General features: G+C 69.1%; 29 protein-coding genes. 6 read left to right on the forward strand and 23 right to left on the reverse strand.

The features are described 5' to 3' along the window. Positions 1-43: 43 nt before the first annotated feature. From RNC47_RS26425 to RNC47_RS26510, 18 genes are all read right to left on the reverse strand, one after another. The gene (locus RNC47_RS26425; protein ID WP_311602212.1) at positions 44-1,186 is read right to left on the reverse strand and encodes an rRNA adenine N-6-methyltransferase family protein; all 1,143 of its coding nucleotides are present in this window, start codon (positions 1,184-1,186) and stop codon (positions 44-46) included. A gap of 293 nt (positions 1,187-1,479) precedes the next feature. After that, the gene (locus RNC47_RS26430) at positions 1,480-1,776 is read right to left on the reverse strand and encodes a hypothetical protein (RefSeq protein WP_311602213.1); all 297 of its coding nucleotides are present in this window, start codon (positions 1,774-1,776) and stop codon (positions 1,480-1,482) included. A 48-nt stretch (positions 1,777-1,824) separates the two neighbouring features. Continuing rightward, positions 1,825-2,640 (reverse strand): zinc-dependent metalloprotease, encoded by an 816-nt coding sequence (locus RNC47_RS26435; protein WP_311602214.1) that lies wholly within the window; start codon positions 2,638-2,640, stop codon positions 1,825-1,827. A 221-nt stretch (positions 2,641-2,861) separates the two neighbouring features. Further along, entirely contained in the window at positions 2,862-3,494 is a 633-nt protein-coding gene (locus tag RNC47_RS26440; protein WP_311602215.1) for a protein kinase family protein, read from the reverse strand. A 313-nt stretch (positions 3,495-3,807) separates the two neighbouring features. Then, complete coding sequence (locus RNC47_RS26445; protein WP_311602216.1) at positions 3,808-4,257, reverse strand: hypothetical protein; 450 nt, start codon at positions 4,255-4,257, stop codon at positions 3,808-3,810. A gap of 27 nt (positions 4,258-4,284) precedes the next feature. Continuing rightward, positions 4,285-4,599, reverse strand: coding sequence for a hypothetical protein (locus tag RNC47_RS26450; RefSeq protein WP_311602217.1), 315 nt, complete (start codon positions 4,597-4,599; stop codon positions 4,285-4,287). Between the two features lie 111 nt (positions 4,600-4,710). After that, positions 4,711-5,532 carry a cytochrome P450 family protein gene (locus tag RNC47_RS26455; protein WP_311602219.1) on the reverse strand — a complete coding sequence of 274 codons (822 nt, stop codon included), beginning with the start codon at positions 5,530-5,532 and terminating at the stop codon, positions 4,711-4,713. Between the two features lie 88 nt (positions 5,533-5,620). Then, positions 5,621-5,788 carry a hypothetical protein gene (locus RNC47_RS26460; RefSeq protein WP_311602220.1) on the reverse strand — a complete coding sequence of 56 codons (168 nt, stop codon included), beginning with the start codon at positions 5,786-5,788 and terminating at the stop codon, positions 5,621-5,623. Further along, positions 5,785-6,771, reverse strand: a complete 987-nt coding sequence (locus RNC47_RS26465; RefSeq protein ID WP_311602222.1) for a Scr1 family TA system antitoxin-like transcriptional regulator — start codon at positions 6,769-6,771, stop codon at positions 5,785-5,787. The genes RNC47_RS26460 and RNC47_RS26465 overlap by 4 nt, the downstream gene beginning before the upstream one ends. Further along, positions 6,768-7,613 carry a Scr1 family TA system antitoxin-like transcriptional regulator gene (locus RNC47_RS26470; protein ID WP_311602224.1) on the reverse strand — a complete coding sequence of 282 codons (846 nt, stop codon included), beginning with the start codon at positions 7,611-7,613 and terminating at the stop codon, positions 6,768-6,770. The genes RNC47_RS26465 and RNC47_RS26470 overlap by 4 nt, the downstream gene beginning before the upstream one ends. Positions 7,614-7,791: 178 nt before the next feature. Further along, on the reverse strand, positions 7,792-9,000 hold the full coding sequence (locus RNC47_RS26475; RefSeq protein ID WP_311602226.1) for a cytochrome P450: 1,209 nt from the start codon (positions 8,998-9,000) through the stop codon (positions 7,792-7,794). Further along, positions 8,997-9,596, reverse strand: coding sequence for a GTP-binding protein (locus RNC47_RS26480; protein ID WP_394814885.1), 600 nt, complete (start codon positions 9,594-9,596; stop codon positions 8,997-8,999). The genes RNC47_RS26475 and RNC47_RS26480 overlap by 4 nt, the downstream gene beginning before the upstream one ends. Then, a complete protein-coding gene (locus RNC47_RS26485; protein ID WP_311602228.1) occupies positions 9,574-9,864 on the reverse strand; it encodes a DUF742 domain-containing protein in 291 nt (96 codons plus the stop codon). The genes RNC47_RS26480 and RNC47_RS26485 overlap by 23 nt, the downstream gene beginning before the upstream one ends. A 62-nt stretch (positions 9,865-9,926) precedes the next feature. Next, complete coding sequence (locus RNC47_RS26490) at positions 9,927-10,334, reverse strand: roadblock/LC7 domain-containing protein (RefSeq protein WP_311602230.1); 408 nt, start codon at positions 10,332-10,334, stop codon at positions 9,927-9,929. Continuing rightward, positions 10,331-12,658, reverse strand: a complete 2,328-nt coding sequence (locus RNC47_RS26495; RefSeq protein ID WP_311602232.1) for a sensor histidine kinase — start codon at positions 12,656-12,658, stop codon at positions 10,331-10,333. Before RNC47_RS26495 ends, RNC47_RS26490 begins: the two co-directional genes overlap by 4 nt. After that, positions 12,655-13,032, reverse strand: a complete 378-nt coding sequence (locus RNC47_RS26500; RefSeq protein ID WP_311602234.1) for a hypothetical protein — start codon at positions 13,030-13,032, stop codon at positions 12,655-12,657. The genes RNC47_RS26495 and RNC47_RS26500 overlap by 4 nt, the downstream gene beginning before the upstream one ends. Continuing rightward, the gene (locus tag RNC47_RS26505; RefSeq protein WP_311602236.1) at positions 13,029-13,451 is read right to left on the reverse strand and encodes a hypothetical protein; all 423 of its coding nucleotides are present in this window, start codon (positions 13,449-13,451) and stop codon (positions 13,029-13,031) included. The genes RNC47_RS26500 and RNC47_RS26505 overlap by 4 nt, the downstream gene beginning before the upstream one ends. Positions 13,452-13,567: 116 nt before the next feature. Further along, positions 13,568-14,188: an ATP-binding protein gene (locus tag RNC47_RS26510; RefSeq protein WP_311602238.1), complete on the reverse strand. Its 621-nt coding sequence runs from the start codon at positions 14,186-14,188 to the stop codon at positions 13,568-13,570. Between the two features lie 242 nt (positions 14,189-14,430). Between RNC47_RS26510 and RNC47_RS26515 the strand changes: the two genes are divergently transcribed. The 4 genes from RNC47_RS26515 (at position 14,431) to RNC47_RS26530 (ending at position 18,062) form a co-directional block, all read left to right on the forward strand. Beyond that, complete coding sequence (locus RNC47_RS26515) at positions 14,431-15,327, forward strand: helix-turn-helix domain-containing protein (RefSeq protein ID WP_311602240.1); 897 nt, start codon at positions 14,431-14,433, stop codon at positions 15,325-15,327. A 10-nt stretch (positions 15,328-15,337) separates the two neighbouring features. Next, entirely contained in the window at positions 15,338-15,535 is a 198-nt protein-coding gene (locus RNC47_RS26520) for a DUF397 domain-containing protein (protein ID WP_311602242.1), read from the forward strand. A gap of 263 nt (positions 15,536-15,798) precedes the next feature. After that, complete coding sequence (locus tag RNC47_RS26525; protein WP_311602243.1) at positions 15,799-17,175, forward strand: helix-turn-helix domain-containing protein; 1,377 nt, start codon at positions 15,799-15,801, stop codon at positions 17,173-17,175. Beyond that, complete coding sequence (locus tag RNC47_RS26530; protein WP_311602245.1) at positions 17,172-18,062, forward strand: phosphotransferase family protein; 891 nt, start codon at positions 17,172-17,174, stop codon at positions 18,060-18,062. Before RNC47_RS26525 ends, RNC47_RS26530 begins: the two co-directional genes overlap by 4 nt. 126 nt (positions 18,063-18,188) lie before the next feature. Here RNC47_RS26530 and RNC47_RS26535 read toward each other — a convergent pair whose 3' ends face one another. The 3 genes from RNC47_RS26535 to RNC47_RS26545 form a co-directional block, all read right to left on the reverse strand. Then, a complete protein-coding gene (locus RNC47_RS26535; protein ID WP_311602247.1) occupies positions 18,189-19,067 on the reverse strand; it encodes a phosphotransferase family protein in 879 nt (292 codons plus the stop codon). Positions 19,068-19,174: 107 nt separating this feature from the next. Next, positions 19,175-20,149: an FAD-dependent oxidoreductase gene (locus RNC47_RS26540; protein WP_311602249.1), complete on the reverse strand. Its 975-nt coding sequence runs from the start codon at positions 20,147-20,149 to the stop codon at positions 19,175-19,177. A 26-nt stretch (positions 20,150-20,175) separates the two neighbouring features. Next, positions 20,176-20,787 (reverse strand): HAD family hydrolase, encoded by a 612-nt coding sequence (locus tag RNC47_RS26545; protein WP_311602250.1) that lies wholly within the window; start codon positions 20,785-20,787, stop codon positions 20,176-20,178. A 206-nt stretch (positions 20,788-20,993) separates the two neighbouring features. Between RNC47_RS26545 and RNC47_RS26550 the strand changes: the two genes are divergently transcribed. After that, complete coding sequence (locus tag RNC47_RS26550) at positions 20,994-21,686, forward strand: SDR family NAD(P)-dependent oxidoreductase (RefSeq protein ID WP_311602252.1); 693 nt, start codon at positions 20,994-20,996, stop codon at positions 21,684-21,686. Between the two features lie 97 nt (positions 21,687-21,783). Continuing rightward, positions 21,784-22,182: a gamma-glutamylcyclotransferase family protein gene (locus RNC47_RS26555; RefSeq protein ID WP_311602257.1), complete on the forward strand. Its 399-nt coding sequence runs from the start codon at positions 21,784-21,786 to the stop codon at positions 22,180-22,182. Between the two features lie 175 nt (positions 22,183-22,357). Here RNC47_RS26555 and RNC47_RS26560 read toward each other — a convergent pair whose 3' ends face one another. Both RNC47_RS26560 and RNC47_RS26565 read right to left on the reverse strand, forming a co-directional pair. After that, the gene (locus tag RNC47_RS26560) at positions 22,358-23,500 is read right to left on the reverse strand and encodes a methyltransferase domain-containing protein (RefSeq protein WP_311602254.1); all 1,143 of its coding nucleotides are present in this window, start codon (positions 23,498-23,500) and stop codon (positions 22,358-22,360) included. Positions 23,501-24,104: 604 nt separating this feature from the next. Further along, positions 24,105-24,314 (reverse strand): LexA family protein, encoded by a 210-nt coding sequence (locus RNC47_RS26565; RefSeq protein WP_311602256.1) that lies wholly within the window; start codon positions 24,312-24,314, stop codon positions 24,105-24,107. Positions 24,315-24,780 lie beyond the last annotated feature (466 nt).

Raw genomic sequence — 24,780 nt, forward strand, 5'->3', positions numbered from 1 at the left:
TGGGGCTGCGCGAACTGGTGGCCGAAGAACGTTGGCTGCTGTGTCATCGCGATTCGTTCCTTGAGGAGGAGCGACGGAGCGCCTCGATGGCGGGGGGCGCCGCAAGGTCCCAGCTGTGGCCATCGGGGGCTGCGTGCCAGACCCGCTGGCTGGTGGGCGTGATGGTCAGCCCGAACTCGCTCCGCGCCGGCGCGTGATCGGGCCAGAGGGCGTGGCACTGCTCGATGACCGACCAAAGGTTGCGGGGGCCCTTGTGCCACACCCGCCCCTCGGCATCGGCGTGGACGGCGGAGCCGTCGTAGGTCCACAGCTGGATCTCGGTGGTGACACCGTCGTCATCCCACCGGGGGACGCACTGGTGATCGGGCAGCATGATCGACAGCGCGAAGCGTAGATCGCCGCTCACGCGCTCCAGCGGCACGCTGGTGCGTGCCGGTTCCGCGGTGAAGGCGTCGTTTGGCGGTGCCGGCGGCGGAAGCGGCGAGGTCCGCAGCGGCATGAAGTACGCCGGCACCGTCAGGAACCGCCCCTCAGCCCGGTCGCCGCGCACGTCCAGCCGGGCGACGCCGTTTCCCAGCGGGCTGACGATCACCCCGCCATCTGTCGTCTGTTCCACCCAGGCCGGGGAGATCCAGGCCGGCCGGCAGGTCACGATGATCCGATTAAACGGGGCCCTGTCCGGCACACCGACGATGCCGTCGCCGGTGACGACTCGGGGCCGGTAGCCGGCCTGGGCCAGCCGGAGACGGGCCCGCAACGCCAGCTGCTCGTCGGCCTCGATCGTGGTGACGTGCTCGCCGCGGAGCCGATGCGCCAGCAGCGCGGCGTTGTAGCCCGGCCCGGTGCCGACCTCCAAGACCCGCTGCCCCGGCTGCGGATCCAGGGCCCGCAGCATGTCCAGCATCAGCGAAGGCTGGGTGGATGAGGACATCGGCCGGCCCTCAGCATCCAGGCCGGTGACCAGCACATGGTCGCTGTAGACGAGCCGCAGCCAGTCCTCGGTGCCCGGGGTGGGGGTCTGCCAAATGCCCTCGTGGGCCATGAGGAACTCCGGCACGAGGAGATGCCGCGGCACATGAGCGAGTGCATCGCGCCACGGATCGCTCGGATCGGTCAGCTCGGCAGCGAACCGATGACGTGCCTCGGTCGCGAAGTCAGCAGCATCAGGGACATCAGGGGTGTTCACAGGGGTCCTTGGGGCGATCTTCGGAATCGGTGCCGGGCCATGGGGCGCGGCCTGCTGGGTGGTGTTCCTGCTGGAGGTCGACGACGTGCACCGTGCGCTGACGTGACCATCCGGCCATGTGGGCTAGCACCACGGCTCACGAAAGGTGAGGAACTCGGGGTGGTTGGGCGCGTCCCAGGTCAAGGGGTGCCGGGCAGCGTTTCGCCGAATCCGTCCACGTCGGAGGGCTTTCGAACGTGCTGCCGGTCACCGGCGCTTCGCGATCGGGTCCGCGGCGTGTTCGGGGAAGTCCTTCATGCCGTGCACACTCCGATTCCGTTGTCGCTGGGCGGCTCGGCAGGCGTCTGAGGAGGGGGCTGCGATGCGGTGGCAGTGCCAAGCAGCATCAAGACGCCAGCCGCCGCCGCTCCCGCCGCGACTGCGGCGACCAGCGGGCGCCTCCTATCGGGCGCCATCGAGTTGGGCATCTGCTGGTCCATCGCCCGGGTGGCGACGGCGGCCGTTTCCTCGCGGGCCGTGCCGCCGCGCCGGGTGCGGGCGGTGATCGTGTGCTGGGATTCGGCGGGGTTATCGAGCACGAAGGGGTTCACGGTTGGGGGCTCTCTCGGTTCGATCAATGGGCAGGTAGAGCAAGGTGGTTAGGTTTCGACCCGCTTCACCCAGGACTCGGGCGTCGCGATCTCGTCCAAGGTGGGCAGGAGCGAGGGGTCCTTCCACATCCGGTTGATCGCCTCGATACCTGCGAGGTGGACCACCTGCCGCACGAAGGCGCAGCCATCGCGGGTGGCGTCGCGGGTGAATCGATGCGCATGCCCGGCGGCGGCCTCGACCTCGCTATATGACCGGGACCGCGTGAGCTCTGCGTCGTCGAAAGGGCGCCCGAACAACTCCGCAGTGACCTGCTGGTCAACCCACCGGGCGTGTCCCTCCCATATGTGCACGACCGCCAGGCCCTCGATGCCACGCTGCCGGCGGGCGAGAGTCAGCCACCGCGGATCCGCGCCGCTCGCGGCCAGCTGCATCTGATGGGCCAGCTCGTGGGCCACGACTTGTGCCTTCGCTCGCGAGTCACGGAGCACGCCCGCGTACTCCCAGACCTGCGGCACGATCAGGCTGATCGCGTCCTCGAGGCCGCGGATGGGGATTGTCGTGGCTGGGTACAGCACCCATACATGCGGCAAGGTTTCCCGCGATGCCTGGAGATGACCCAGCAGTGTGCGAACGGTGTCCCCGCTCAGGTTGAGCTCGGCGATATCCCGGTCGATGGTCCGCTGCACGAAGTCGATGCCGTGCCGCACCCATTCCTCCGGAGTGACCAGCTGGAAGATCGCCTCGGGGGGCAGGCTCAGACCGGTGGTCTTCGCCACGCGCGGCGCCACACTGTCCACCAAGTCCGCGATCTCATCAGCCAGTTCCTCGTGGAAGCCGGTGTCGTCGCTCACGTTGATCTTCACGTTGCCTGTTCGTCTCTCTCGTACTCAATCGCCCAACGGGCGGCAGTGGTGGGCCGGCACTCGGGGTGGCGGGCGCCTGACCGGCTGGCGCCACCTAGGCATTTGGGATCGAGTGCCGGGCGAAGGCCGTCACACCCCTCGCCCGGCACCCGGCTTGTGGGAGGCCCGATCAGCGGCGACGGGGCTCCGGCGGGGTGTGCCGCGACACGGACGGGGACCGCTCACTCGTCGGCTCCCTGTGCAACGAGCCGGCCGAGCTGGTCGGCCAGATCCCTGGCGGTGGGCCGGTCCTGGGACTGGGCGGAGAGAGCAGCTCGCAGCGGGGCGCTGACCGCTCGCCACTCGATGAGCTCGATCTGGTGGCGCCACTGTTCACTGGCCACGGCGCGCTGCACGGCGAGGGAATCGTCGGGCTCGGGCTTGAGGCCGGCGGCCTGGTAGTTCGTGGGCCAGGTGTCGGTGAGGGAGTGCCACCAGATGGCGGCCAGCGCGTAGACGTCGTCGGTGGGCGTGGGTGTGATGGTGTCGCCGGCGAGGAGCCGGCGGGCCGTGCCGGGGGTCCGGCAGTGCACGAGCGGGCCCGGGTAGGGCAGGTCGTGCTCAGGGCGCAGTTTCACGGAAGGGTTGTGGGCCCAGGCGAGGTTGAGCAGTGCGACGCCGCGGGGGGTGTGCACGATGTGCTGCGGGCGCAGGTCGCCGTGAGCCCAGCCCAGGGCATGGAGGTTGGCGAGAGCGCCGGCGGCATCGGCCATCGCGCGGAGGGCGTCGCTGCGGGCGGACTGGTTGTCGACGCGGCCGCGTAGCTGCTCGAGTTGGGCGTCCACGGTGGGGCCGTGCTGCCAGGGCCTTGCCATCCACGAACCACCTTCCGGCAGCGTCCCGGAGGCGACAACGGGGCCCGCGGTCGGACCGATGGCGCGCGTGACCTCTGCCTCACGCGCGGCGAGGTGGCTCAGTGGTCCGTCGCCGGGGCTGACGGTGACAGCCAGCCGTGTGCCGTTGATCATGACGGCGTGGTGCCGTAGACGCCCTTGGTGGCCGTCTGGGAGTGGGGTGATGCGCTGCCAGGGGCCAAGGGCGGCCTGGATCGCGGCGGCGATGGTGTCGTGCATGGACTCGGTCTCTCGGTCGGGAGGGTCGCCGGGCAAGCGGCGGGCCGGCGGGGGGTTACTTGGGCGCGGACGGCGATCTGCGCCGCGGCCGCGTGATCAGGTCTGTGCCGGTCAGGGCCTCCCGCAGGGCTCTCGGGCACGTCAGCGGCTTCTTCGGAGAGACGACCCAGCGAAGGTCGCGGCTGGTGGTGACGTTGGCGGGCGGCAGCGCCAGGGGCGTGCCGCGGCGTAGCAGGCGGCTGCCCTTGACGTCCCAGGCCGGTGAAGCGCCGGGGAGGAGGGGGATGAGGAAGTGCCAGGTGCCGGCGTAGGCGCTGTTGACCACCGGGCCGATGTCGTAGCCGAGGCGGCGTTGGACGTCACGCACGAGGTCGGGGGTCACGCGTATGGCGTCGAAGTACGTGCCGCACAGGACTGCCCTTATCTGGCGCTCGGGCACCCACGGAGGAGGGCCGAAGAGGTCCTCGTGAGGCGTCGTGGTCGCGGCGGCGACGGTGGTGGTCATCGGTGGCTTCCTTGGGTGAGAGGCGCGTCATTGCGGGCGGGGCTCCAGAACCGGCGGACCCCGTCGACGGGCCGCTGCGGTGATCGCCGCGGCCGCCTGCGCCGCGCTGGCGACCCGAAGGTGGATCGGCCCAAGCTCCTTCGGCAGACAGGAATAGGCGTAGGGGGTGAACGCCACGTCTCGGACGATGTGCGGAGTACCTGTTGTGGCTTCCTCTTGGGCCTGCGGTGACAGGAATCCTCGGAGGACGAGCATCCCGCCGTGGGTCGGCGTGGTGGAGACCACGGTGAAGTGTCGGTCGTCGCGGAAGTTCGGCTCGATGAGCGTGTACTCGATACCCATCGATGAGCGTGTACTCGATACCCATGGGTCCTCTGGTGTGGGTTCGGGGCTGGCGGTGCCGGCGACGGCGGGGGATGTGTGGTGTCGGGGGATCCGGTGCTGGTGTGCGGATCAGGGCCGGTAGGTGAGGCGCACGGGCAGTTCCTGATCGACCGGGTCGGCGGATCCTGCCGTGACGGGCTCGACGTCGAAGGTGGCGAACAGGCCGCGGACGGCAGCACCGGTGGTATCGCGGGCCAGGGGGATGCCGAAGCGCTCCGCACCCTCCGGGGGGAGGCCCGGGAGGTGCGTGATGCGGTGGCGGCGCAGCGTGTCCTGGGTGATCTCCGCCCACTGTGCGTCGTCTGCGCGCGCTCGCCGGAGCCGCACCGGGTCGGCCGCGAGGTCGCGGACGGCCGCGGTGATGAGCGCGGTGGTGGTCGGGATGCCGGCCATCACCAGTTGGATGAGAGTGGCGACCACCTGGACCGTGGGCAGGGCCGCGGCGTCCCATTCCCGCATGACCAGGAGGCGCCCGATCAGCTCGTCGGATGACGGCTGCTTGGCCTCGACCAGCAAGTACATGGCTTCCCACAGCGTGTGCTGTTCCGCCCCGCTCGCCGTGGTGTTGGCGGCGGCGTCCATGAGCTCGACGGTGGTCTCGCGCTGCTGCGGCAAGACCCCGAACAGCTCGGCCAGCACGCGCCCGGGTAGGCGGCGGCTGTAGGCGGCGTGCAGGTCGACGACCGCTCCTGGTGGCGTGGCGGCCAGGTCGAGGAGGAGTGCCCGCACAATGCCGTCGATGTCCTCGCGCAGCCCGGTGATGCTCGGGTTGACGACCCGCTCGATGACGTGCTGAGGCAACGGTTCCCTCGATTCCGGGGCAGCCTCGTGCTGTTGCTCGGCCACCGGGGTGTCAGCGGCCGGTATCTGCGGATCGGGGTCGGCGGTCATGGCGGATCTCCAACGGTGGTAGCGGTGCGTGTGGGGCGAGGACTGACAGGGGCCTTCCGGGGCACGTTGCCGTCGGCGCCCGGGGCGCCTAGAACCTCGGGTCGGGGAAGGGCCCGCGTGGGAGGGGTGAGTCCCAGGTCCCCGTGGAGCGGCTGCTGGGGGTGTAGGGGTCACCGACCGTCAACTCGGCCTTGGACACCTCCCGCACCGGCGCATCGGGGGCAGGTTCCGCCCCGGAGACGTCGTGGCTGCTCACGCTTCACGCTCCCCGCAGTCGGGCACAGCAGTGAGGGCGCGCAGGGGCTGCGGTCGGGGGCTGGCACGTCGGGGCTGTCGGGGCTGTTTGTTGAACCGCTCCTTGGCGGCCCCGATGTGGACACGGCTCTCCTCGGGCGAGAGCGCCGCCTCTTCTACGCGCTCGAGTTGCAGGTGCAGCGAGTCGCCGAGACGGTCGGCGTAGTAGACGAGTGCCGAGGCATCTTCTGTGCAGATCAGCCGCTGCCTGCGCTGGGGTCCGTAGTACAGCTCGGTTGCGTTGGGCCCGGGCCGCCCCACGACGGTGCGCATCAGGACGACCCGCACCATGGCAGCGCCGGAGAGCGACATGGTCAGCAGGTGGTCCATCTGCTCGGCCAGGACCCCCGGACAGGTGGTGACGTGGTACAGCAGGGCCTCGTCCAGCAGGAAGGTTGCGGTCTGCCCGGGGCGGGGCTCCGGAAGCGGCGGTTGGGCACGGTCGAGTCCCTGGGCGGTGGGCAGCCTCGCCACGGAGGCCGCGTACTGCTCGGATCGCAGGGCGTGGGGGATGAGCCGGGATTGGTAGCTCCGGATGTGCTGGGCTTCCAGTTCACAGGTCCGCAGCCGGGTGTGGCGTCCTGAGGACACGTCCATGGCGCCGGCATCATGCGAGCTGGCCTCGTCCAGGAACGCTATGGCGCCCATGACGTCGATGTCGTCCACGCCGTAGTGCTCCATCAGGGCGTGAACGTGCCGCCAGTCCGGGGGCTGGAACGCGGATTCGATCCGATGGATCGTGGTGTCCTTCAGACCGGTGGCCTCAGCGACCTCCTCGACCGACAGTCCGGCGCCGCGCCGCAGCGCGGCGACCTGGGTGCCGAGCACCAGATGCGCGGCCGCCGGGGTGCGGCCGCTGTCGATCGCGGTGACGGTGCCGCTGTTCGGATGGAGCTCGGCGGGCTCCGCAGCGGGCGTGGGGTGGTCGGGCGGGGGCAGCGTCATGCGGGGGTTCCTGTCAGGGAGGGGCGGGTTCGGTTCTTCTGGTCGGCGTGCGCGGCCTGGTGGGCCAGGCGTGTGCTGGCGGCCGCCAGCCGCGCGAGGCTCTCTTCGCGCGGTAATGCCGCCTCCTCCGCGCGATCGAGCTGGGCGCGCTGGCCTTCTGCGCAGCCGGTGAGGCAGTAGCTGACGGCCGGGCCTCGCTGGATGTACATCACGCGCTGTCTGCGGAGGGTGCCGTAGCGCAGCTCGGTCAGGTTGGTCGACCCGGTCAGCGTGCCGACTTCTCGGGTCGGCACGATCCGCACGGTGATGGCGCCGGCTTCGTCCAGGCGGATGAGATGGTCGAGTTGGTCGGCCATCACCTGGGGCTCGGCGGAACGGCGGTCCAGGATGAACTCGTCCAACAGGATCACCCTCCGCTGGCCGGTGCGGGGGTGGGGCAGCGGCGCGTGGCCGTCAAGTGGCTCGTCCGCCAAGGGTTGGTGCGCCAGATCCGCTGAGTAGGCGGCGGTACGCACAGGGCGGGGCACCAGCACGCTGTGGAATGCCCGGATCTCGGTGGCCTGGAGTTCGCAAGCTCGCAGCCGCGTGTTCCACCCGGCCTGTGAGTCGTCTACGCAGCACTCGACCGGCGGCCTGGAGAGTAGGCGCTCCACGTCCGCGACACGATGGGGCGGCACGCCGTAGTGCGTCAGCAGGGTTCTGGCTCGGGTCCAGTCCAGCGGGATGGCGGCGATCTCCATCCGGGAGATCGTGGATGCCGAGCGGCCGATCACCGCCCCGGCCCGGTCGCTGGATTCGTCGCGCCCGTGCCGCAGAGCGGCGAGGTAGTTGCCCAGCAGCAAAGCGGCGGTGTCGGGCAGCGGCCGGTCGTCCAGGGGAACGATGACGCCGGGCGTCGAGCGGACCGGGCCCGGGCAGGCCGGCTGGTCAGGGACGACGTGAAGACGGCGTTGCGGCTCGGGTGGCGGAGTGGACACGGTGGCTCCGGGGCGTGCGCAGTGCGGAAGGAGTGGGCCGAGGTCAGGCGGCGCAGGCGTCGTCGAGGGTGATGGTCACCGGCAGGCGGCGCCAGCCGCGTAGCACGTTGTTGAGGCCGCGCTCGGCGCCGGCCGGCTCGACGGCGCGGCATCGGGCAGCCAGGGCCTCGACGAGTGCGGTGGCCTGGAGTTCCGCCAGGTGGTTGCCTGCGCAGGCGTGCGGGCCGGCGCCGAGCGAAAGGTGCTGGTTCGCGTCCCGCCGGCGGACGTCGAAGCGGTCGGGGTTGTCCCAGCGGCGGGGGTCGCGGCCGGCGGACCCGTACAGCAGCCAGACCTGCTGGCCGGGTCCTATGCGGGTGTCCCCGATCGTCGTCTCTGTCGTGACCCGCCGGCCGAAGCCTTGCACCGGGGCCTCCAGCCGGAGGGCCTCGTGGAAGGCGTTGCCGGCGGTGCCGAGAAACCGCGTGCGGTCTTCGCGCACGAGCGCCCACTGCTCGGGGTGGGTGGACAGCAGGTGGATCGTGCTTGCGATGCCGAGGATGGTGGTGTCCATCCCGGCCGCGGTGTAGGCGGACATCAGCGGCGTCGCCTCATGCTCGCCGAGGGCGCCGGCGTCGACGGCCTCGTAGATGCCGGCCATCCACGAGCCGGGGCGCACCGTCGTCCGGGTCACGGCCTTGTGGAGGAAGGCGACCATGGCGGCGGCGGCCGGGGCCGCGTCGAGAAAGCGCTGGTTGGCGGGGCCGAAGCAGTCGAAGGTCGGGGCCGCTCCATCGAGCACGGTCTGCCGCGTCGAGTCGGGCAGCCCCATCAACTCCATGACGGTGTCGGCGACCATCCGCCGGGCCAGATCGACCGCGTCGAACGTCCCGTGCTCGACGGCCTGGCCGACGAGTTGCTGTGCGCGCTCGCGTACCAGGTCGGTGAGCTTGGCAATGGCCGGCTGGCCCAGCTGACGCGCCAGCACCCGGCGCAACCGGCGGTGGTGATCCCCGTCCGAGGCCAGCACGGTGCCGGCCAGTATCTGCTGGTTGGCCGCGTCCGTCAGCGCGACACCACCCTCGGAGCCGAAGGTAACCGGGTCCTTCAGGGCGGCGCGGACGTCCTCGTGTCGGCCGACCGCCCACACGCCCAGGCGCTCCATGTAGACCGCCGAGTCCAGGTCGCGCAGTTGGGCGTACAACGGGTAGGGGTCGGCAAGGGTCTCGTCGGAGAAGAGATCGAGGTCGGAGGTGTGCGCCGTGGTCGTCACTGGTGACCTGCCCTTTCCGTTGTCGTCATGGACGGTCCGAGGCGGTGCTGGATGAGCGCGACCAGGGCGTCCCTACAGGACTTCTTGTCGAGGGCATCCAGCCGGACGACGGGGGTGTCCGGTCGCAGTTCGAGGGAATCGCGGACCGCGTCATCGGAGTAGGAGAACGCGTCGGGGAACTGGTTGAGGCCGACGATGAACGGCGTGGCCCGCTCTTCGAAGAAGTCGACAGCCGCGAAGCTGTCCTCTATGCGGCGGGTGTCGGCCAGCACGATGGCGCCGATAGCGCCGCGCACGAGGTCGTCCCACATGAACCAGAAGCGGTCCTGTCCCGGGGTGCCGAACAGGTAAAGGACGATGCGGTCAAGGGTGATGCGGCCGAAGTCCATCGCGACGGTGGTGGTGGTCTTGCCCGCCACCTTGCTGATGTCGTCAACCTGCTCACTGGCAGCTGTGAGCGGCGCTTCGGTGGAGAGCGGATCGACCTCGCTGACGGAGCCGACGAACGTCGTCTTACCGACGCCGAAGCCGCCGGCGATAAGGATCTTCACCGAGTCGGGCGCGTCGGGCGCGCTAGATCGCATTGCGGAGTCCATTCCGTACGCGTTCGAGAAGGGCGAGGGTGACGACGCTGTCGCCGGTCAAGTCCAGCGGATCGCGGGTGTCGACGTGGCCGAGGTCTCGCAACTCGGCCACGAGGACCGCGGCCACCCCGACGGGAATCTTGAGGTGGGCCGCCAGCTCCGCCACGGCTCGCGTGGTCTGGCACAGCGTGAGGATCTTGGCGAACTGTGTGCCGGCGGGCGGGCCGTCGCCGGACAGGGTGGTGACGTGGGTGTCCAGCCGGATGTCGCTGTTCTCCACGGACCGCACCCGTCCGCCGGTGGCCGACCACCCGCGAGAGCAGCGGCCTGAGGGCCGCATGGTCATGTCCGGGGCCCGCCCTGATCGCCTTGGCGCGGGTCGGTGTCCAAAACGGTCGCCAGCTGCTTGGTCAGCAAGGTCAGCTCGTAGCCGACGACGCTGAGGTTGGCGTCCGGCCGGGCGCTCACCGCCAGGTAGGACCGCTCACCGCAGCGGGCGACGACGAAGAAGCCCTTCTCCATCTCGATCAGCGTCCGCTTGACAACGCCGGCTTCCTCGTCGGCAGCGATCCGGGCGGCGATGGTGCCCAGGCTGGAGGACAACGCGGCGCGGCGCTCGGCGTCGTCCTTCTCCAGCCCGCTCCAGTACCTGGGCAACCCATCGTCGGCGAGCACCACGGCCGCCCGCACGCCGGCGATGTTGTTGATCCTCTCACTCAGGATCCGCTGAACCTCGGGGTTGTGGATCACTGCTCGTCCTCCGCGATGGTGTTCTCGGCGCTGTTGATTCCGGATTGCCAGGCTCCCCACGCCGCGCTGATCTGCGCCGGTGACAGGTCGCCAGCCAGCGGACGTGCGGGCGCCATCCTGGCGGGGACCGCCAGTTGGGGCGCGATGTGAGAACGGGGCCGCCGCTTGGGCAGCGGTGGAGCCGCCGGATCCGTCACGGCCCGTGGCTCCCTGCCCGGGGACGCGGGAAGGTCCGCAGCCGGTCGGCGGCCCTCGCCTTGGATTGGCGCCCTTGTGCGCGAGTCGGCGCCGCGCACCGCTGGTTCGCGGCGAGGCAGCGCCCGGGCGGCAGCGTCGCCGTCAGCCGCATTGACGGACGGCGGCGGCGAGTCCGCCGGCACGGCGGCGGCAGACCTCGGTGCGGGGCACTGAATGTCGCGTGGCAACAGCACCACGGCCAGGGTGCCCATGTAAGCGGAAGGCCGCAGAGTCACCTGGAGCCCGTGGCGGTGGGCCAAGTGGCTGACCACGAACAGCCCCAGACGACCATCGTGATGCCGCGCCATACTCTCGAAGGTGGCACGGGAGGCCAGCGTGGCATTCGCCCACTCGTAATCCGCCGGCTCCATGCCGATGCCCCGGTCCTCGATGTGCACCGCGATGCCATGGACCGCCGACACAACGGTGACCCTCACGTCCTTGCCACCGGAGAGGCGCAACGCGTTGTCCAGCAGCGCGGCCAGCACGTGCACCACATCGTTGACCGCCTCGGGCCGCACCCACACATCCGTGCGAACCTCGTTCGTCACCCCCGTCGGGTCGTCGGTCTCCGCGGCCGCGTCGTGGACCAGATCCGCCAACGCCTTCGGCTCGGTGTAGGGCTGATCATCACTGCCGGCCAAGGTGCGGAGGTTGTCCAGGTGACGACGCGTCCGCACGGCCGGCTTGTCGACGTCGATCAACTCCCGCAGCAAGACGACGTTCTCGCCGTACTTCTTCTCCAGCCGGTCGAGCTCGTGCAGCAGCCTTTCGATCCCATTGAGGGCGCGGCCGGCGCTGTCGGCGACGAAGCTGGTGAAGCCGCGGCGGTCCGCGGCCTGAGCGGCCGCCATCTCCACCGAGGTACGGTGCGCCACGGTCAGCGCCATCGTCAGGTCCGTGAACTCGTCCCCTCGCGGCGGCGGCATCGGGAACTCGACGGCGGCGTCGACCTCCCCCCCGGCCTGCAATCGGGCCACCACCTCCGGCAGCCGGCCGGCAGCCGCTTCGGCGCCGGCTTGCAACGCGGCCAACCGGCCGCTGATCGACCGCAGCACCATCACGATCAGGACCGCGATCGCCACCACGGCCGCGCTACTCCAACCGACCTGCCAGAACACACCGGCCCGCACTTCGGCAGCCCGCTCGTAGCCATGCGCCAGCAACCCCTGGGTCCGCTGAAGGTTCAGCCTCCCGACCTGCTGGGCGACCTCGCGGTAGGCGGGCGCCCACTCCTCGGCTTCCGGTGGCAGCACTGCCACCGTGCCGTCCGTCGACGAGGTCGGCGCCGCCAGCATCGCCCCCTCAACCCGTTGGATCGTCTGCCACGCCGCCCCAGCGGTGATCTCCTCCCACAGCACCCGCTCGGCCTCCGGGAGGTAGGGCACGATCCACCGCTCATACATCACCCGCTGCGCGCCGTAGGCCGCGGCGAAAGCTTCGCGGTGCTCCGGCGTCATGTGGCCTGAGGAGCGGGCCTGCGCGATCAGCGTGTCCTCCTGGGCGAGCGCCTCGCTCGCCCAGAACAGCCCGACCAACGGTCGTGTCTCCAGTTGGAGATCGGGGTCGTCCATCGCTGAGAGCGCCTGGTAGAACTCGACCATTGTCGCGAGCAGTGATGTGTAGTAGCCGGTGATCTCATCCGGATTGCCCACGCCGGCGTCGGCCTGGCGGCGGACCTCGTTCATCCGGTCGAGTTCGGCGTAGACGGCCTCCACGTGCTGCCACTTGATCCGGTGCTCGGTCTGCAACTCGGTACCGGAGAGGTGGCGGAAGCTCGCGGCCCCCTGGTTGGTCGCCTGCCGCTGTTCCTCCAGAGCGGCGCGGGCCTCTGCAGTGGGGTTGGCCAGGTAGGCGGCGGTCAGGGTTCGCTCGACCTGCGCGGCGACGAACAGAGGCAGCGATGCCTCTCCACCGAGTTCACCGGTCCGGCTGTCGTTGTGCAGGGAGCGCTGGAGCTCCCAGTTCTCGGAGGCGTTGACCGCGACCAGCACCAGCAACGCGCCGATCGCGACCGAGGCGACCGCGTACAGGCGGGCCCGCACTGTGAGCCACCAGCGCGGCCGTAGCGCGGCCGCCGCCCTCATGACTCGCTCCCGGAACGCCAGTCGTCGTACTCGCCCCGGCAGCTTTCACAACCGCGCCCGACTTGGAGCACCTTGGCCACGAGCCCGGTCACCAGCTCGATCAGCCGGACATCGTTCGAGCCGATCAGTTCCGGATGCAGCAGGCCCGGATCCGGCCGGCCTCCGACGATCTTGGGCAGCCGCTCAGTCTCCAAGTGGTTCAGCTCGGTCACCAGTACCCCGTGCCGCGCCCTCGGCCCGGCCTCGCGCCAGGCCACGTCCGCCTCCGGACGCCTCCTCCCCGGCCGTCCGGTGACCTCATAGGCCAGCGCCATCGCGGCGGCGCCGGCGACCCGGCCGACGGCGATCAGCATCCCTGCGTCGAGCGGGCTCACCGGTCCCACACCGTTCGCGTGACGGGCTCTCCGAGAGCCGGGCGGCCCAGTTCCGGGTTGGTCGCCATCAGAGCCTCGGCCACCGCCCATGGGTTGGGCAGCTTGTGGAACCCCTCCGCCCACATCCACATCTGCGCTTTGCACGCCCGACCGATGCCGCACGCCAGTGACGTGCCAGTCCGCCACCGGCCCACCTCCAACGGGCGTCCCACGGGTACCACCAGCGTGTGGTGCTGACGGCACAGCCGCACCGCCCCCACCGGCTCGCCCTGCTCGCGCAGCCATCGCACGGCGGCCATCCCCTGGCGTTCTCCCAGTGCCAGGACCTCGACCCGCCGATCCATGAGGGGCTCCGGGGGCTGCGTGTAGTCGAACGACACGCCCCAGTCCAAAGACGGAGTCTCCAGGGTGGTAATCATCGAAAATCCCAACAAATGTGGTTTGTGAGGACAAAATGAGGGGGAGTTGGCCGCCGGGGCGGGGGGAGGTCCGGCTCGGGGGACGACAGCCCGATCCGGGGCCCCGGCGACCGGGTCTATGACGGTGTGGCGCTGCGAAGACGGAGAACCGCCCAGACCAACTTGGTGCGGCCGTTCGCGGCTCGGCGCCACCCCCACCTCGTGGTGTTCGCCTCCACGAGACGTAGGCCCCGGCCCTCCTCCGCGTCCGCGTCGGCTCCGTTCAGGACCGGTACCGCGGTGGGTCGGCTATCCGTGACAGCCACGTACAGCTCCTGGCCCACAATCCGGAGCTGCACCTCGACACTCGCGGTGACCCGTGGTTCGCGCGCGCCGTGCTGCTCTGTGCCGTGGCACACCGCGTTCGCCACCAGCTCGGTGACGACGAGCAGCGCGTCGTCCATGACATCGAGCAGCTCCCAGCGGAGGAGATGCTGACGAACCATCCTTCGAGCCTGGGCCGCGCTCTTCGGCTGTGCCGAAAAGGTCGCGGCCGCCCAGGCTCCCCGAGGGTCCGGTGCGGCTGAGTGCCACTGGGTCGTCTGAGGGGGACAGGGGCTGACCTCGGAAGCATCACCGTGGGCCCACCGGAAGCAGCGCGCGAGCGCCCGCTGGATGCGCCTATGGACTACGGCTCCGGCGCCCCCCACGCCTACGGACAAGAGGCGGTGGGCCCGAAGCGCGGATTCGCCGGTCATAGTCCTCTCCTCAGCTCGGCAGCCCGGCCCCGAGGATGCCTCCGGCCTGCTGCGCCTGTGGTGTGGCTGATGGAAGTCTGACCAAGCAGCTTGCGTCACGTAACAGTCGCGGCGGAAGTGTCCGCATGGATGTTGAGGCCAAGGACTGGCTCTTGCTGGCGTCGTTCCGCCATGTAATTTTCTTGTGGCTGCTGCACTCCTGCACAGACACTGGGGTTGCACTCGTCCTAGGGAGCACCGCGATGACCAACAGATCGGCCAGGGCCGCCGCTGAAGCGGAGGTTGGGCCCACGGCACGACGACGGCAGGTGGGAATCCGCCTCAAGGCCCTTCGAGATGCCGCCGGCATGACGGTCGATGAGGCCGGCTCGAAGGCTGGCATGTCAGCGGCAAACGTCAGCCGGTACGAACGGGGCCGGGGCAACGTGCGCTGGAACCAGGTCGACGCGCTCTGTCGCGCTTACGGGGCCTCGGAGGACGACCGCGAGGCACTGATCGATCTGGCAAAGAATTCCAAGGTGACGGATGGCTGGTGGGTCCCGTATGCCGGGCGGCTCTCAAGCCCTATGCGGCTATTGCTGGCGATGGAGGACGAAGCGCCGCGCATTCGCCAGTACACGGCTGGAGTGATTCCCGGTCTGCTTCAAACGATGGATTACGCACGCTCCATCAAAGAAACTCCCTATGAAGTGCTTTCTGCCGACGATGTCGACAGTTACCTCTCGATGAGGATGCGGCGGCAGGAGATCCTCGGCCGCCAGAAGCCTCCGACGTTCCAGGTGGTGTTGGACGAGGCAGTCATCCGACGTGTTGTGGGGAGCCCCGAGGTGATGGTCGGGCAGCTTGACCACCTGCTGGAGCAGGGGTCACTGCCACACGTCACCATCCAGGTCCTCCCCTTCTCTGCTGGTGCGTATGGCGCCGCGCTCAGCAGCTTCATCATCTACGGCGGTGTCGATCCGTCGCTCGATGTCATCTTCATCGAGACCTCTGCCGGCTCACTCTTCCTGGAAGAGCCAGGCGCCAGAGAGCAGTACGACCGCGCCATTTCCTTTCTTCAGGAAGAGGCGTTGGACGAGATTTCCTCGGCTGACCTGATTGCCGAGGCCAGTAAGTCGCATCTGCGACGTCAGAAGTAAAGGTAGATCCGTGGCCGAGCAGCCTCAGTTGAATTGGTTCAAGAGCTCCTACAGCGGCACTCCGCAGAACGAGTGTGTGGAGTGCGCGGAGACTGCGCAGCACATCTTGGTTCGAGATTCGAAGTCCGTCCGTGGTCCGCGGTGCGGCTTCTCTCGCGAGGCGTGGGCGGCCTTCACCGTGGCTGTGGGGTCAGGGTCACTTAGCTGACTTCTGGTCGACATCGTCCGACGCTGGCCCGCGGTTCCCTCGGTGGGGGCCGCGGGCTGGTTCTTGGCCTGACGGCTGCTGGCGGCGCGTGCCCTTGCTTCCCCGGTGCGTCGAGGGTCGACAACCCTCACGTTACGTGTTACGCCCGTTGCACGGTGGGTAGGTGCTCACCAGATTGGCGAAAGTCCCCTGCGGAAACGGTCGATGATGCGGACAAGCCTCATCGGCCGGGTTGTCCGCATCAGAGTGTCGGCGAGGATGCCATGCCCCAGCGAGAGCGGCCACTGGACGATGCCGTGTCCATGCCCGCGTGGTTCGGTGTCGAACTGCGCAACTGGCGCAAGACCCGAGAGTTGACCACCTTAGCTTTGGGGAAGAAGGTCCAGCTCAGCGCGTCATCCGTTGAGCGGATCGAGAAGGCTCAGCGGTCATGCAACGCGCGGCTGGCGGACGCCTTCGACGAGGCCCTGGACGCTGGCGGGGCGATCCGACGGCTGTGGCGGCGAGTGGAAGAGGCCGCGGCTGATGCGGACAAGGCCGCTGAGCCTTCCGAGGGTGACGGCATCACCCCGATGGCCCAGGGCAGGATCTCCACAGACCGAACCCCGTCTATGGAGCTGTCTGTGGAACGCCGAGCCTTCCTGGCCGCCGGCGGCGTCGCCGCCCTCCTCCCCACCTCTCTTGCCGAGCTGGCCCCTAGGCTCGGAGCGAGCGAACTGCCAACTAGCGTCCGCCCCGAGGACATCCACCACATCCGAGCCGCGGCTCGGAACCACACGAGCTGGGATAATCGTTTCGGCGGCGGCGGGATCGCGCGCGCCACGTCGCTCGGCCAGTTGGCCTGGGCCCGAGGCATGCTCAGCGTCACGTGTCCTCTACGCCTCGAATCCGATCTGCTCACCGCCATCGGGGAACTGGCCCTGGTCGTGGGCGCGAGTGCCTTCGATGCCTGCGAGCACACTGATGCGGCCCAGCTCCTGGACTTCGCCACGCACTGCGCTGTGAAGGCCGACAACTGGCACCTGAGAGCGCGGGCGCTCAGTTTGCGGTCGCGACAGGCGACGTGGTGCCAGCTCCCGGACGATGGTCTGACGTACGCCGAGAGCGGGCTCGTCCGCGCTGACCGCCTGACCCCCAAGGAGCGAGCGATGCTTCACATCGCCCGCGCGAGGGCCTTGGCGAAGCTGGGCACCCGGCAAGCCACCCTGGCCGCGATCGGCCACGCTGACGACGCCTTCGCCAAGGCCAAGGAAGGCGAAGACGCCCCCTGGATGGCGCACTACGACTACGCCCAGCACCACGGAGACACAGGGCACGCCGCGTTCGACATCGCCATCCTGCCCGGACAATCCTCCTCATTCGCCATCGAGCGACTGACCACCGCGATCCACCACCACACCGACGAGTACGTGCGCTCACGCGCCCTCTCCGCCACGAAGCTCGCGACACTGACCATGGCCACCGGAGATCCTCAAGAAGCGGTGGCCATCGCCCACCATGCTCTAGACGAGATCGGTCAACTAAGGTCCAAGCGAGCTTCCGCCGACGTCCAAGATCTCCAACGAGTGTCAGCGAGGTACGCCTTGCGACCCGACGTCGCCGAACTACGCGAACGCATCAGGACTAACGTGCTGGGATGACCAGCACACGCGTTGAGGAGTCCCTCGCCCTCCTTCGGAGAGCCGCCGCCACCGCAAGACTCCCCGTGCTGGATGCCGAGCCCATCCGTCTCGCCGAGAACGACCTGTGGCGACTACCCAACCACGTCGTGGCGCGCATCGCCCGGGCAGGCCAGGACGCCGCCGCAGCCCGCGAGGTGGCGGTAACCCGCTGGCTCGCCGAACAGGGGCTGCGCGCCGTCCGCCCGCTGCCAATCGACCAGCCTGTCCAGGTCGGGGATCGGTGCGTCACCTTCTGGGAGGAGCTTCCAGCACACCGCCCCGGCTCGGTGGCAGAACTCGCACAGTTGCTGCGCCAGTTGCACCGGCTCCCATTGCCCAGCTTCCCCCTCGGCCCGTTGGCCCCCTTCATCCGGCTCTCGGATCGCATCAAGGCATCCCGGATCATTTCCGATGAGGATCGCCAATGGCTCCTTCGCCGGCTGGAGTCGCTTCAAGGCGAGTGGCGACACCTCCCGCCGGGCCTACCGGAATGCGTGACCCACGGCGACGCCTGGGGCGGGAACGTCGCGGTCAGCAACGATTCGGGAACGCCCTACCTGCTGGACTTCGAACGCACGTCCGTCGGCCCGCCAGAGTGGGATCTCACCTCGACGGCAGTCAGCTACGAGACCACAGGCACACGCTCCAAGGCCGAGTACGTCCGGTTCTGCGAGCTGTACGGCGTTGACGTAATGTCATGGCCCGGCTACCCGACCCTGCGGGCGATACGTGAGCTGCGCATGACCACCTTCGCCCTGCAAGTCGCCGACCACGACCCGACGGCTGTCGAAAACGCCCGTCACCGTCTCGCCTGTCTCCGAGGACTCAGAGGGCCCCGCCCGTGGGGATGGCAGCCCGCAGGATGATCACTGCCACTCTCCCGGTGCTGCGAAGCGCCGAGACATCTCCCGCGAGAAGGGCCCCAGGGCGTCCGGCCCTGCCGGGGCGTTGCCCGTGCGCGCTTCCGCGAGATAGGGGACCGAAAAGGCTGCTCAGGCAGCGCTCCACGTCGCCGCTCGATCATTGCTGCGGAGAGTTGTCAGGCGGAAGGCGAGCTGTTTGACGGCTGTTCCGTCCCCCTTGTCGGCGCGCCGTATGAACGAGCCGAGGGTGTGTAGGTCTCGCATCCGGGTGAGGACCACGAGTCCCGGCCATGGTGTCGGGTCGTACCCGTAGGCGTGGATGAACGCCGAGAGCTCCTGCTGGGTGCGTCCGAAGCGGACGCCTTGGAAGGTGTTCGCGAGATCGATCTCCCGCGGGCCGATGGCGGCCTCATCCCAGTCACCGAGCAGTGCACCGCTACCGCCCCACAGCGTGTTTCCGGGGTAGGCGTCACCGTGTATGAGGCCCGCGTCCAGCGGGAACTCCAACTGGCTGTACGCGTCGAGGGCCTCCGCTACAGCTCCCTGGAGCCACGACCTGTCACCGTCGGAAAGGGCGACGCTTCGGTTCGTGGTCTCCTGAAGCGCGGTGAGGGGCTTGTACGGAGGCAGTTCAAAGGGCGAAGACGGCAGCTCGTGGAGCTGGCGGAGGAGCCTACCGAGGTGTTCGGCCGGTGGAGGGGATCCGTCAGGCTGGGGATAGTAGGTCCAGAGGGTAATCACATAGGGCAGGCGTTCAATCGGTTGCGGGACGCTGAGCGGTTCGGTCACGGCAAGCCCCTGGTCGGCCAGCCAGCGTGTCAGAGCCACGGATCTGGCCAAGGCATCTCGCCGGTCCCAGGGGCTGGCGCGGGCGATGATGCCGTCCTGCGGGAGCAGGTAGACGGAGGTGGCGTGGCGTCGCAGTGGAGTCAGGCCGTGAGCCGAGAACCCAAGGGCGCGGCATACGTCGCGGACGGCTTCTTCTTGGGCTAAGGAGGACGCGGTCACCCCCCTGAAGGTACCTGGCGGGTCTTGGGGAGACGGGGCGTTCGCCGTCATCGTCGTCCTCAGGCGTAACTTAGGGGACGCGCTCGTTCCTTGCCCTGACCGCGCGATCAGACAGCCAGTAGGGATGCGGTGTCTGCGGCGCATGCCCAGGACACCGTGACGCCGCAGCCGCCGTGTCCATAGGAGTGCACGCATACCGCGCCGGTCGGCAGGATCTCCCGCTCCAGTCGTACCACTGGGCGCGTCGGGCGTAGTCCCACACGGTGGTCGACCAGGGGGGCGTCGGCGAGTGCTGGGATCACTCGTGCGCACCGCTGGATGATGCGGGCCGCTACTTCCGGGTTCGGGCTGGTGTCCCACCGGTCGGCGATCGCCGTACCGCCGAGCACCACCGTCCCTGCCCCGAGCTGCGGAAAGATGTAGGTCGTCTCCTCACCTCCCCCCGCTTCGACAAACCAGCGTGTGACGCTGGCGGTGTTATTGACGATGGCGAGGTGGCCCAGCACGGGCCGCAGCGTCGGGTCCGGCACCAGGTCGTGCGCGCCCAGCCCGGTGCAGTTGACGATCAACGGCACATCGAGCTCGGTCAGCGAGGCGACAGGGCCGATTTCGATCTCGCCACCGGCCCGAACCAGCCGCTGGGTCAGGTAGTCGAGGTAGAGGGGCATGTCTACCAGCGGCAGCCGCGCGGTCCAGCCCGACGCGTAGCCGGCCGGCAGCTCACCCGGCGCTGCGAGACGGACCAGGTTCGGATGCTCGGCTGCCCACCAGGGGGCGGTCAGCCCGGGCCGCGGGTGCGCCGTGGTGCCCTCCACCATCCGCACCCCGGTCCTCGGGTCTTGGGTCAGTTCGGCGAAGGTCGGATAGGAGCGGTGCGCCCACTCGGCGACGATCTGCCGTGGCTCCGCCAGATAGGGCTCCCACAGCGCACCGGCGACCGCTGACGTGGTCTGCCCGACGGGGTCACGCGTCACCACCCGCACGCAGTGCCCGCTCTCCGCCAGGACCACCGCTGTTGTCAGCCCGATCACCCCGCCGCCGACGACCGTTACCTCACCCCACCGTCGGCCGAACTCATTCATTCCCCGTCTCACTTCTGCTGGCTGGCTCACGCGACGGGACGCTGAGCCGTGTTCTGCGGGGGAGCACCTACCCAGGGCCGAACATCGACAGCGTCCATCCCGGCGGCCCGCGCGGCCTCGAGCCCTTCGTCCGCGTCCTCGAAGACCAGGCAGCGTCCCGGTGAGACGCCCAGGCGATGGGCGGCGAGCAGGAATAGGTCGGGCGCCGGCTTCCCCTTCTCCACCGCCTCGCGGGTCACCACGACGTCGAACAGGCTGGCCAGTCCAGTGGCGGCCAAGCCCGCTCGTACGACGGGACCGCCGCCCCCGGAGGCCACAGCGCGCCGAAGGCCGGCTCGGCGAGCTTCCTTGACCCAGCGCACCACCGTCTGGTGGGTCCGCAACGTCGCGGCCTCCTGGATGATCAGCTCACTCCACACGTCGATCACGTCCACGGCCACCTCTCGCGGCACGCCGAGCTGCGCCAGGAGGTCGAGGCCAGATGTGCCCAGCCGCCGGGCGTACCACTCCCAGGCGACGGTGACTCCGTGCTTTCTCAAGGCGGTTGCCAGGGCCCTGTGGTTCAGGGGTTGCGAATCAACGAGCGTGCCGTCGAAATCGAAGATCAGTGCCTCGTAGCCGGAGAGGTCGATGGGCATACCCGCTGTCTCCCCGGCTCGAGAAGTCGGCACACCGCCGCTTCGACTATCTGCGCAAAGCGTCGCCGCAGCCGGGTAGAAGGCGCTCAGGCAAGGCACCCAGACGGGATCCCGGCGGAGAGGAGGCGGCGGTGGAACACCGAGGCGATGACGTCGTAATCCCTCAATCCGGCTCACCATCTGGCACTGACCAAACAGAACCTCGCGTGGCCCTGGTGACCGGCGCGAACCGTGGCATCGGAGCAGCCATCGCACGCGGCCTGGCCGAACGCGGGCTACGTGTCATGCTCGGCTCGCGCGAGGAATGGGCCGCTCGTGCCGCGGCCGCCGAGCTGACCGCCTTCGGTCGCACTGCCATGGCGCACCAGCTGGATGTCACGGACCCGGCCAGCGTGGCCCGGGCGGTCGCCGACACCGTCACCCAGTTCGGGCGGCTCGATGTACTGGTCAACAACGCCGGCGTCGCCGTCGACCGCGGGCAGGCCGCTGCCGACCCCGACTTCGAGCGCGTGCGCGCCACCATCGATGTCAACCTGCTCGGCGCCTGGCGCTGCTGCGCCGCCGTCATTCCGGAGATGCGGCGCCATGGCTACGGCCGCATCGTCACCCTCTCCAGCCACCTTGGCACGACCACCACCATGATGGCAGGCGGCAACGTCTCCTACCGGGTCTCCAAGGCCGGGCTCAACGCTCTCACGCAGATCCTCGCCAGTGAGCTGGTCGGCGATGGGATCCTCGTCAACGCCGTCTCACCGGGCCGCACCAACACCCGGATGGCCTCCGGGGAGACGGACCGCACCCCCGAGCAGGCCGCCCGGACCCCTATCTGGCTTGCCACCCTGCCCGACCACGGCCCCACTGGCGGCCTGTGGTACGACGGCAAGCCCCTGCCCTGGTAAGTAGCCGGCCCCACACCTCGTCACGAAGAAGGAGCGATGCCTCGTGCTCAGCCACCGCCGTGAAGTTGATAGAACATCGTCGGACCGGGAAGACCGTGTGGGGAGGCTCGGCTCCCCACCGGCGGGTCTGTTCGTCTACGGCACTTTGCGGTGCGACCGTGTCCTCGACGGGCTGCTACGTCGCATACCGCGCGGCGTCCCCGACTCCGCCCCAGGGTGGCGTGTGGCCAGCCTGGCCGCCCGTGTCTATCCCGGGCTCGTACCTGGCCCGGGCGCAGCCGTCGGCCTGGTACTGAGTGACCTGACGCTGCCCGAGTGGCGAATCTTGGACGACTTCGAGGACCAGTGCTACGAGCTCCGTCCGCTCACGCTCGCTAGTGGCCGCGACGCGGTGGCGTACGTGTGGACGGTCGACAGCGAGGTTCTCGCAAGCGACTGGGACCTGACCTCCTTTGAGCGGGACCATGTCGCGGCGTACGTTGCGCGTTTCCAGTAGCCTGCGGCCAGCCATGGCCCCTTCGCACTCGCCGAGTCCCGCGACATCTCGTGATTACCGGCGCCCGGTGTCGGCGCTGCGCGCGTAGGAGGGCACCGCTCGGGCCCGTCCGCAGAGAACGCAGCGTCGCGCGCTGAATGTTGGTGTGGTGTCCGGGGCTGAGAGCAGCCAGCCGTTATCGCGGGTTCGCGATCGACGGCATCGTGGCAGGCCAGTACGGCCCCGTGGACGGGTCCCTGCACCAGATGACCTGGCTTTCCTCACGGACGGTCATGCCGAAGTCGTAGAGGTCGGGCATCCCCTTCTCGGTCCAATGGGCCCAGGCGTGGTCGAGGTCTGCGGCGAGGTCGTGAGGGCCACCGCTGTAGGTCATGGACTGCGAGCCGTCGAGCGTCGCCCATGAGGAAGCGCCGTCGTGCACCCAGGCGGTCACGTTCCCGCCTTCGGTCCGGGTGATGATCTGCACGGTGGGCAGGGCTATCCGCAGGGCGAACAGCAGGTGCGGATTGTCGTGCAGCGGTGCCAGGTCCCGCGTGAGGGGCCGTTCGTGTTCCGCGGGCCCGTCGCCGCGGACCTCTTGCCAGGTCCGGAACCTGGCGGAGCCCCGGGCGGGCATGAACTGCGCCAGGCCCTGGATCCAGCCGGATGCTGAGCGCCCGTCAGCGGCGACGGTTAGCGCCACATGTCCCAACCGACCCCAGGGGGTGACGATGCGGCCGCCCGGGACGGTCTGCTCCACCCATGCCCAGGGAACCTCTTCGACCGCGTAGGTCGCGATGATGCGATCATAGGGTGCTTCGGCGGGCCAACCGGCCGCACCGTCACCGACTTCGACTTCGGCTTTCACCCCGGCGCGCTCCAGTCGGGTCCTGGCGGTGGCGGCGAGAGCGTCATCCACCTCGACGGAGATCACCAGGCCGGGCCCGACCCGGTGGGCCAGCAGCGCCGCGTTCCATCCAGTGCCGGCCCCAAGCTCAAGGACTCGGTGCCCGGGCTCCAGGAGCAGGGAGTCAAGCATGTCCGCCACCACGGCCGGGGCGGAGAGGCTAGACGATGGGCGGCCGTCGGTGATCTGGGTGATCGCCGCGTCGTGGGGTCCGGCGTAGACCTGAGCTGCCCAACCGTCGGCATCCCTTCCGCGATCCACCGGCTGGTATCCGTACCCGTCCCAGTACCAGAGCTGGTCAGCAGCAAAGTCGTGGCGCAGCAGGCTCGCTGCGGCCTCCCGGATCCACGGGGAGCGCGCGGGCCAGCAGCCCGACTCCGCCATAGCGGAGTCCAACTCGCCCCACCGCGCGGGGATGTTCGACACCGACACGCTAGTCCCGCTTCCCCTTGCCGTCGTCCTTCTTGTGAGTGCCGGACCCCGGAGCGGGCGGAGGTACCTGGCCATCGGCGTTGTCCGGCGGTGGCGTGCCACCGGACAGTGGCGGATCAGGCTTGCGGTGCTCTCCCACGGACGTCTCCTCATTGCTCGTGGCCGCGACTTACCCATGGTGACGTACCGAGTACGTGCTGGATAGACGGCCTCCCCTCCGTTCTTCCTCGCCAATGCACCCTCACCCGCAACATCCTCGAGACCGTCGCCGCGGCGTCCGTGCTCTCACTGTCATCTCGGTCGGGGCAGCGCGGTTGGGGGCTCGCCAGCTTGGTGGACGTGAGTCTGGATCACACACGGCTGTTCGCCGGACGCTGTGGCTGAACTCCCGTCCCTGAGCCTGCGGCTGGGACTTAGGACGCTCCGTGCCGCAGGCAGGGGTGGGGTCGGCGGCGTACGTCCATCACGAGCAAGCAAGGTCGGCTGGTGGGGCTGTGAAGGCTCGGACGTTCAGCCGGGCGCCGGCCCGTACCTGGCGGTTCAATGGGGCGGCGGGGCGAGCATGCCGTCGCTTCGACCATCGGTGCAATGTCAGGACTGGGTCTCATCGATGAGGTAGGTAGCGGAGGGATCGTCCTTGACCGCTTCGACGGATGACACCTTGTCTCCCCATCTGCCACAGGTGGTAAAGCACCGAGGAAGGGCTGGACAGACCCACCCTCCGTCCGATCTCTCGTATGGTCGGTGCCTCGCCTCGGTCGGCAATCTGGTCACGGATAGTGTGCAGGATCCTGTCCTGCCTATCGGTAGTCACCCGACCCGCTCCTGTTCTTCAATCTCACGGACGCGGCGTCGCAGCTCGCCCCAGGTCGTCGCCCCGTTTGTCCAGAAGGGGTGGTAGGCGATGTGGATCGTCAAGCGGAGCACCCGACGTCGCAGGGCTGTGCTGTTGAGCGGAGGCATTGCGCCTGCGAGAGCGGCGTACGTGCGGTTCAGCCCGCGCTGAGCCAGGAGGAGGTCGTCGGGGAAGCAGGGATACGTCATACCTGAATTAGATCACCTGTTCGAATCATTCACCGGCCCGCAGCGCGGAGTGCGCGTCCGCGCTTCGCGACCGGCGAGTCGGACCGCAAGTGCCGATGTCCGCCCCCTCTGACTGTGCAGTCCCAGCTCATGCTTGACGCGGGTGTGGCGGGTCTTCTTTGACGGTCGTTGGAGATCTTTGACGGTCCGCTCACATTCTTGACTGGTCTCCGTCATTGTTAGGGCATGGGTGAGAC

The organism is Streptomyces millisiae (genome assembly GCF_031845425.1).
GTDB classification, from domain to species: domain Bacteria; phylum Actinomycetota; class Actinomycetes; order Streptomycetales; family Streptomycetaceae; genus Streptomyces; species Streptomyces millisiae.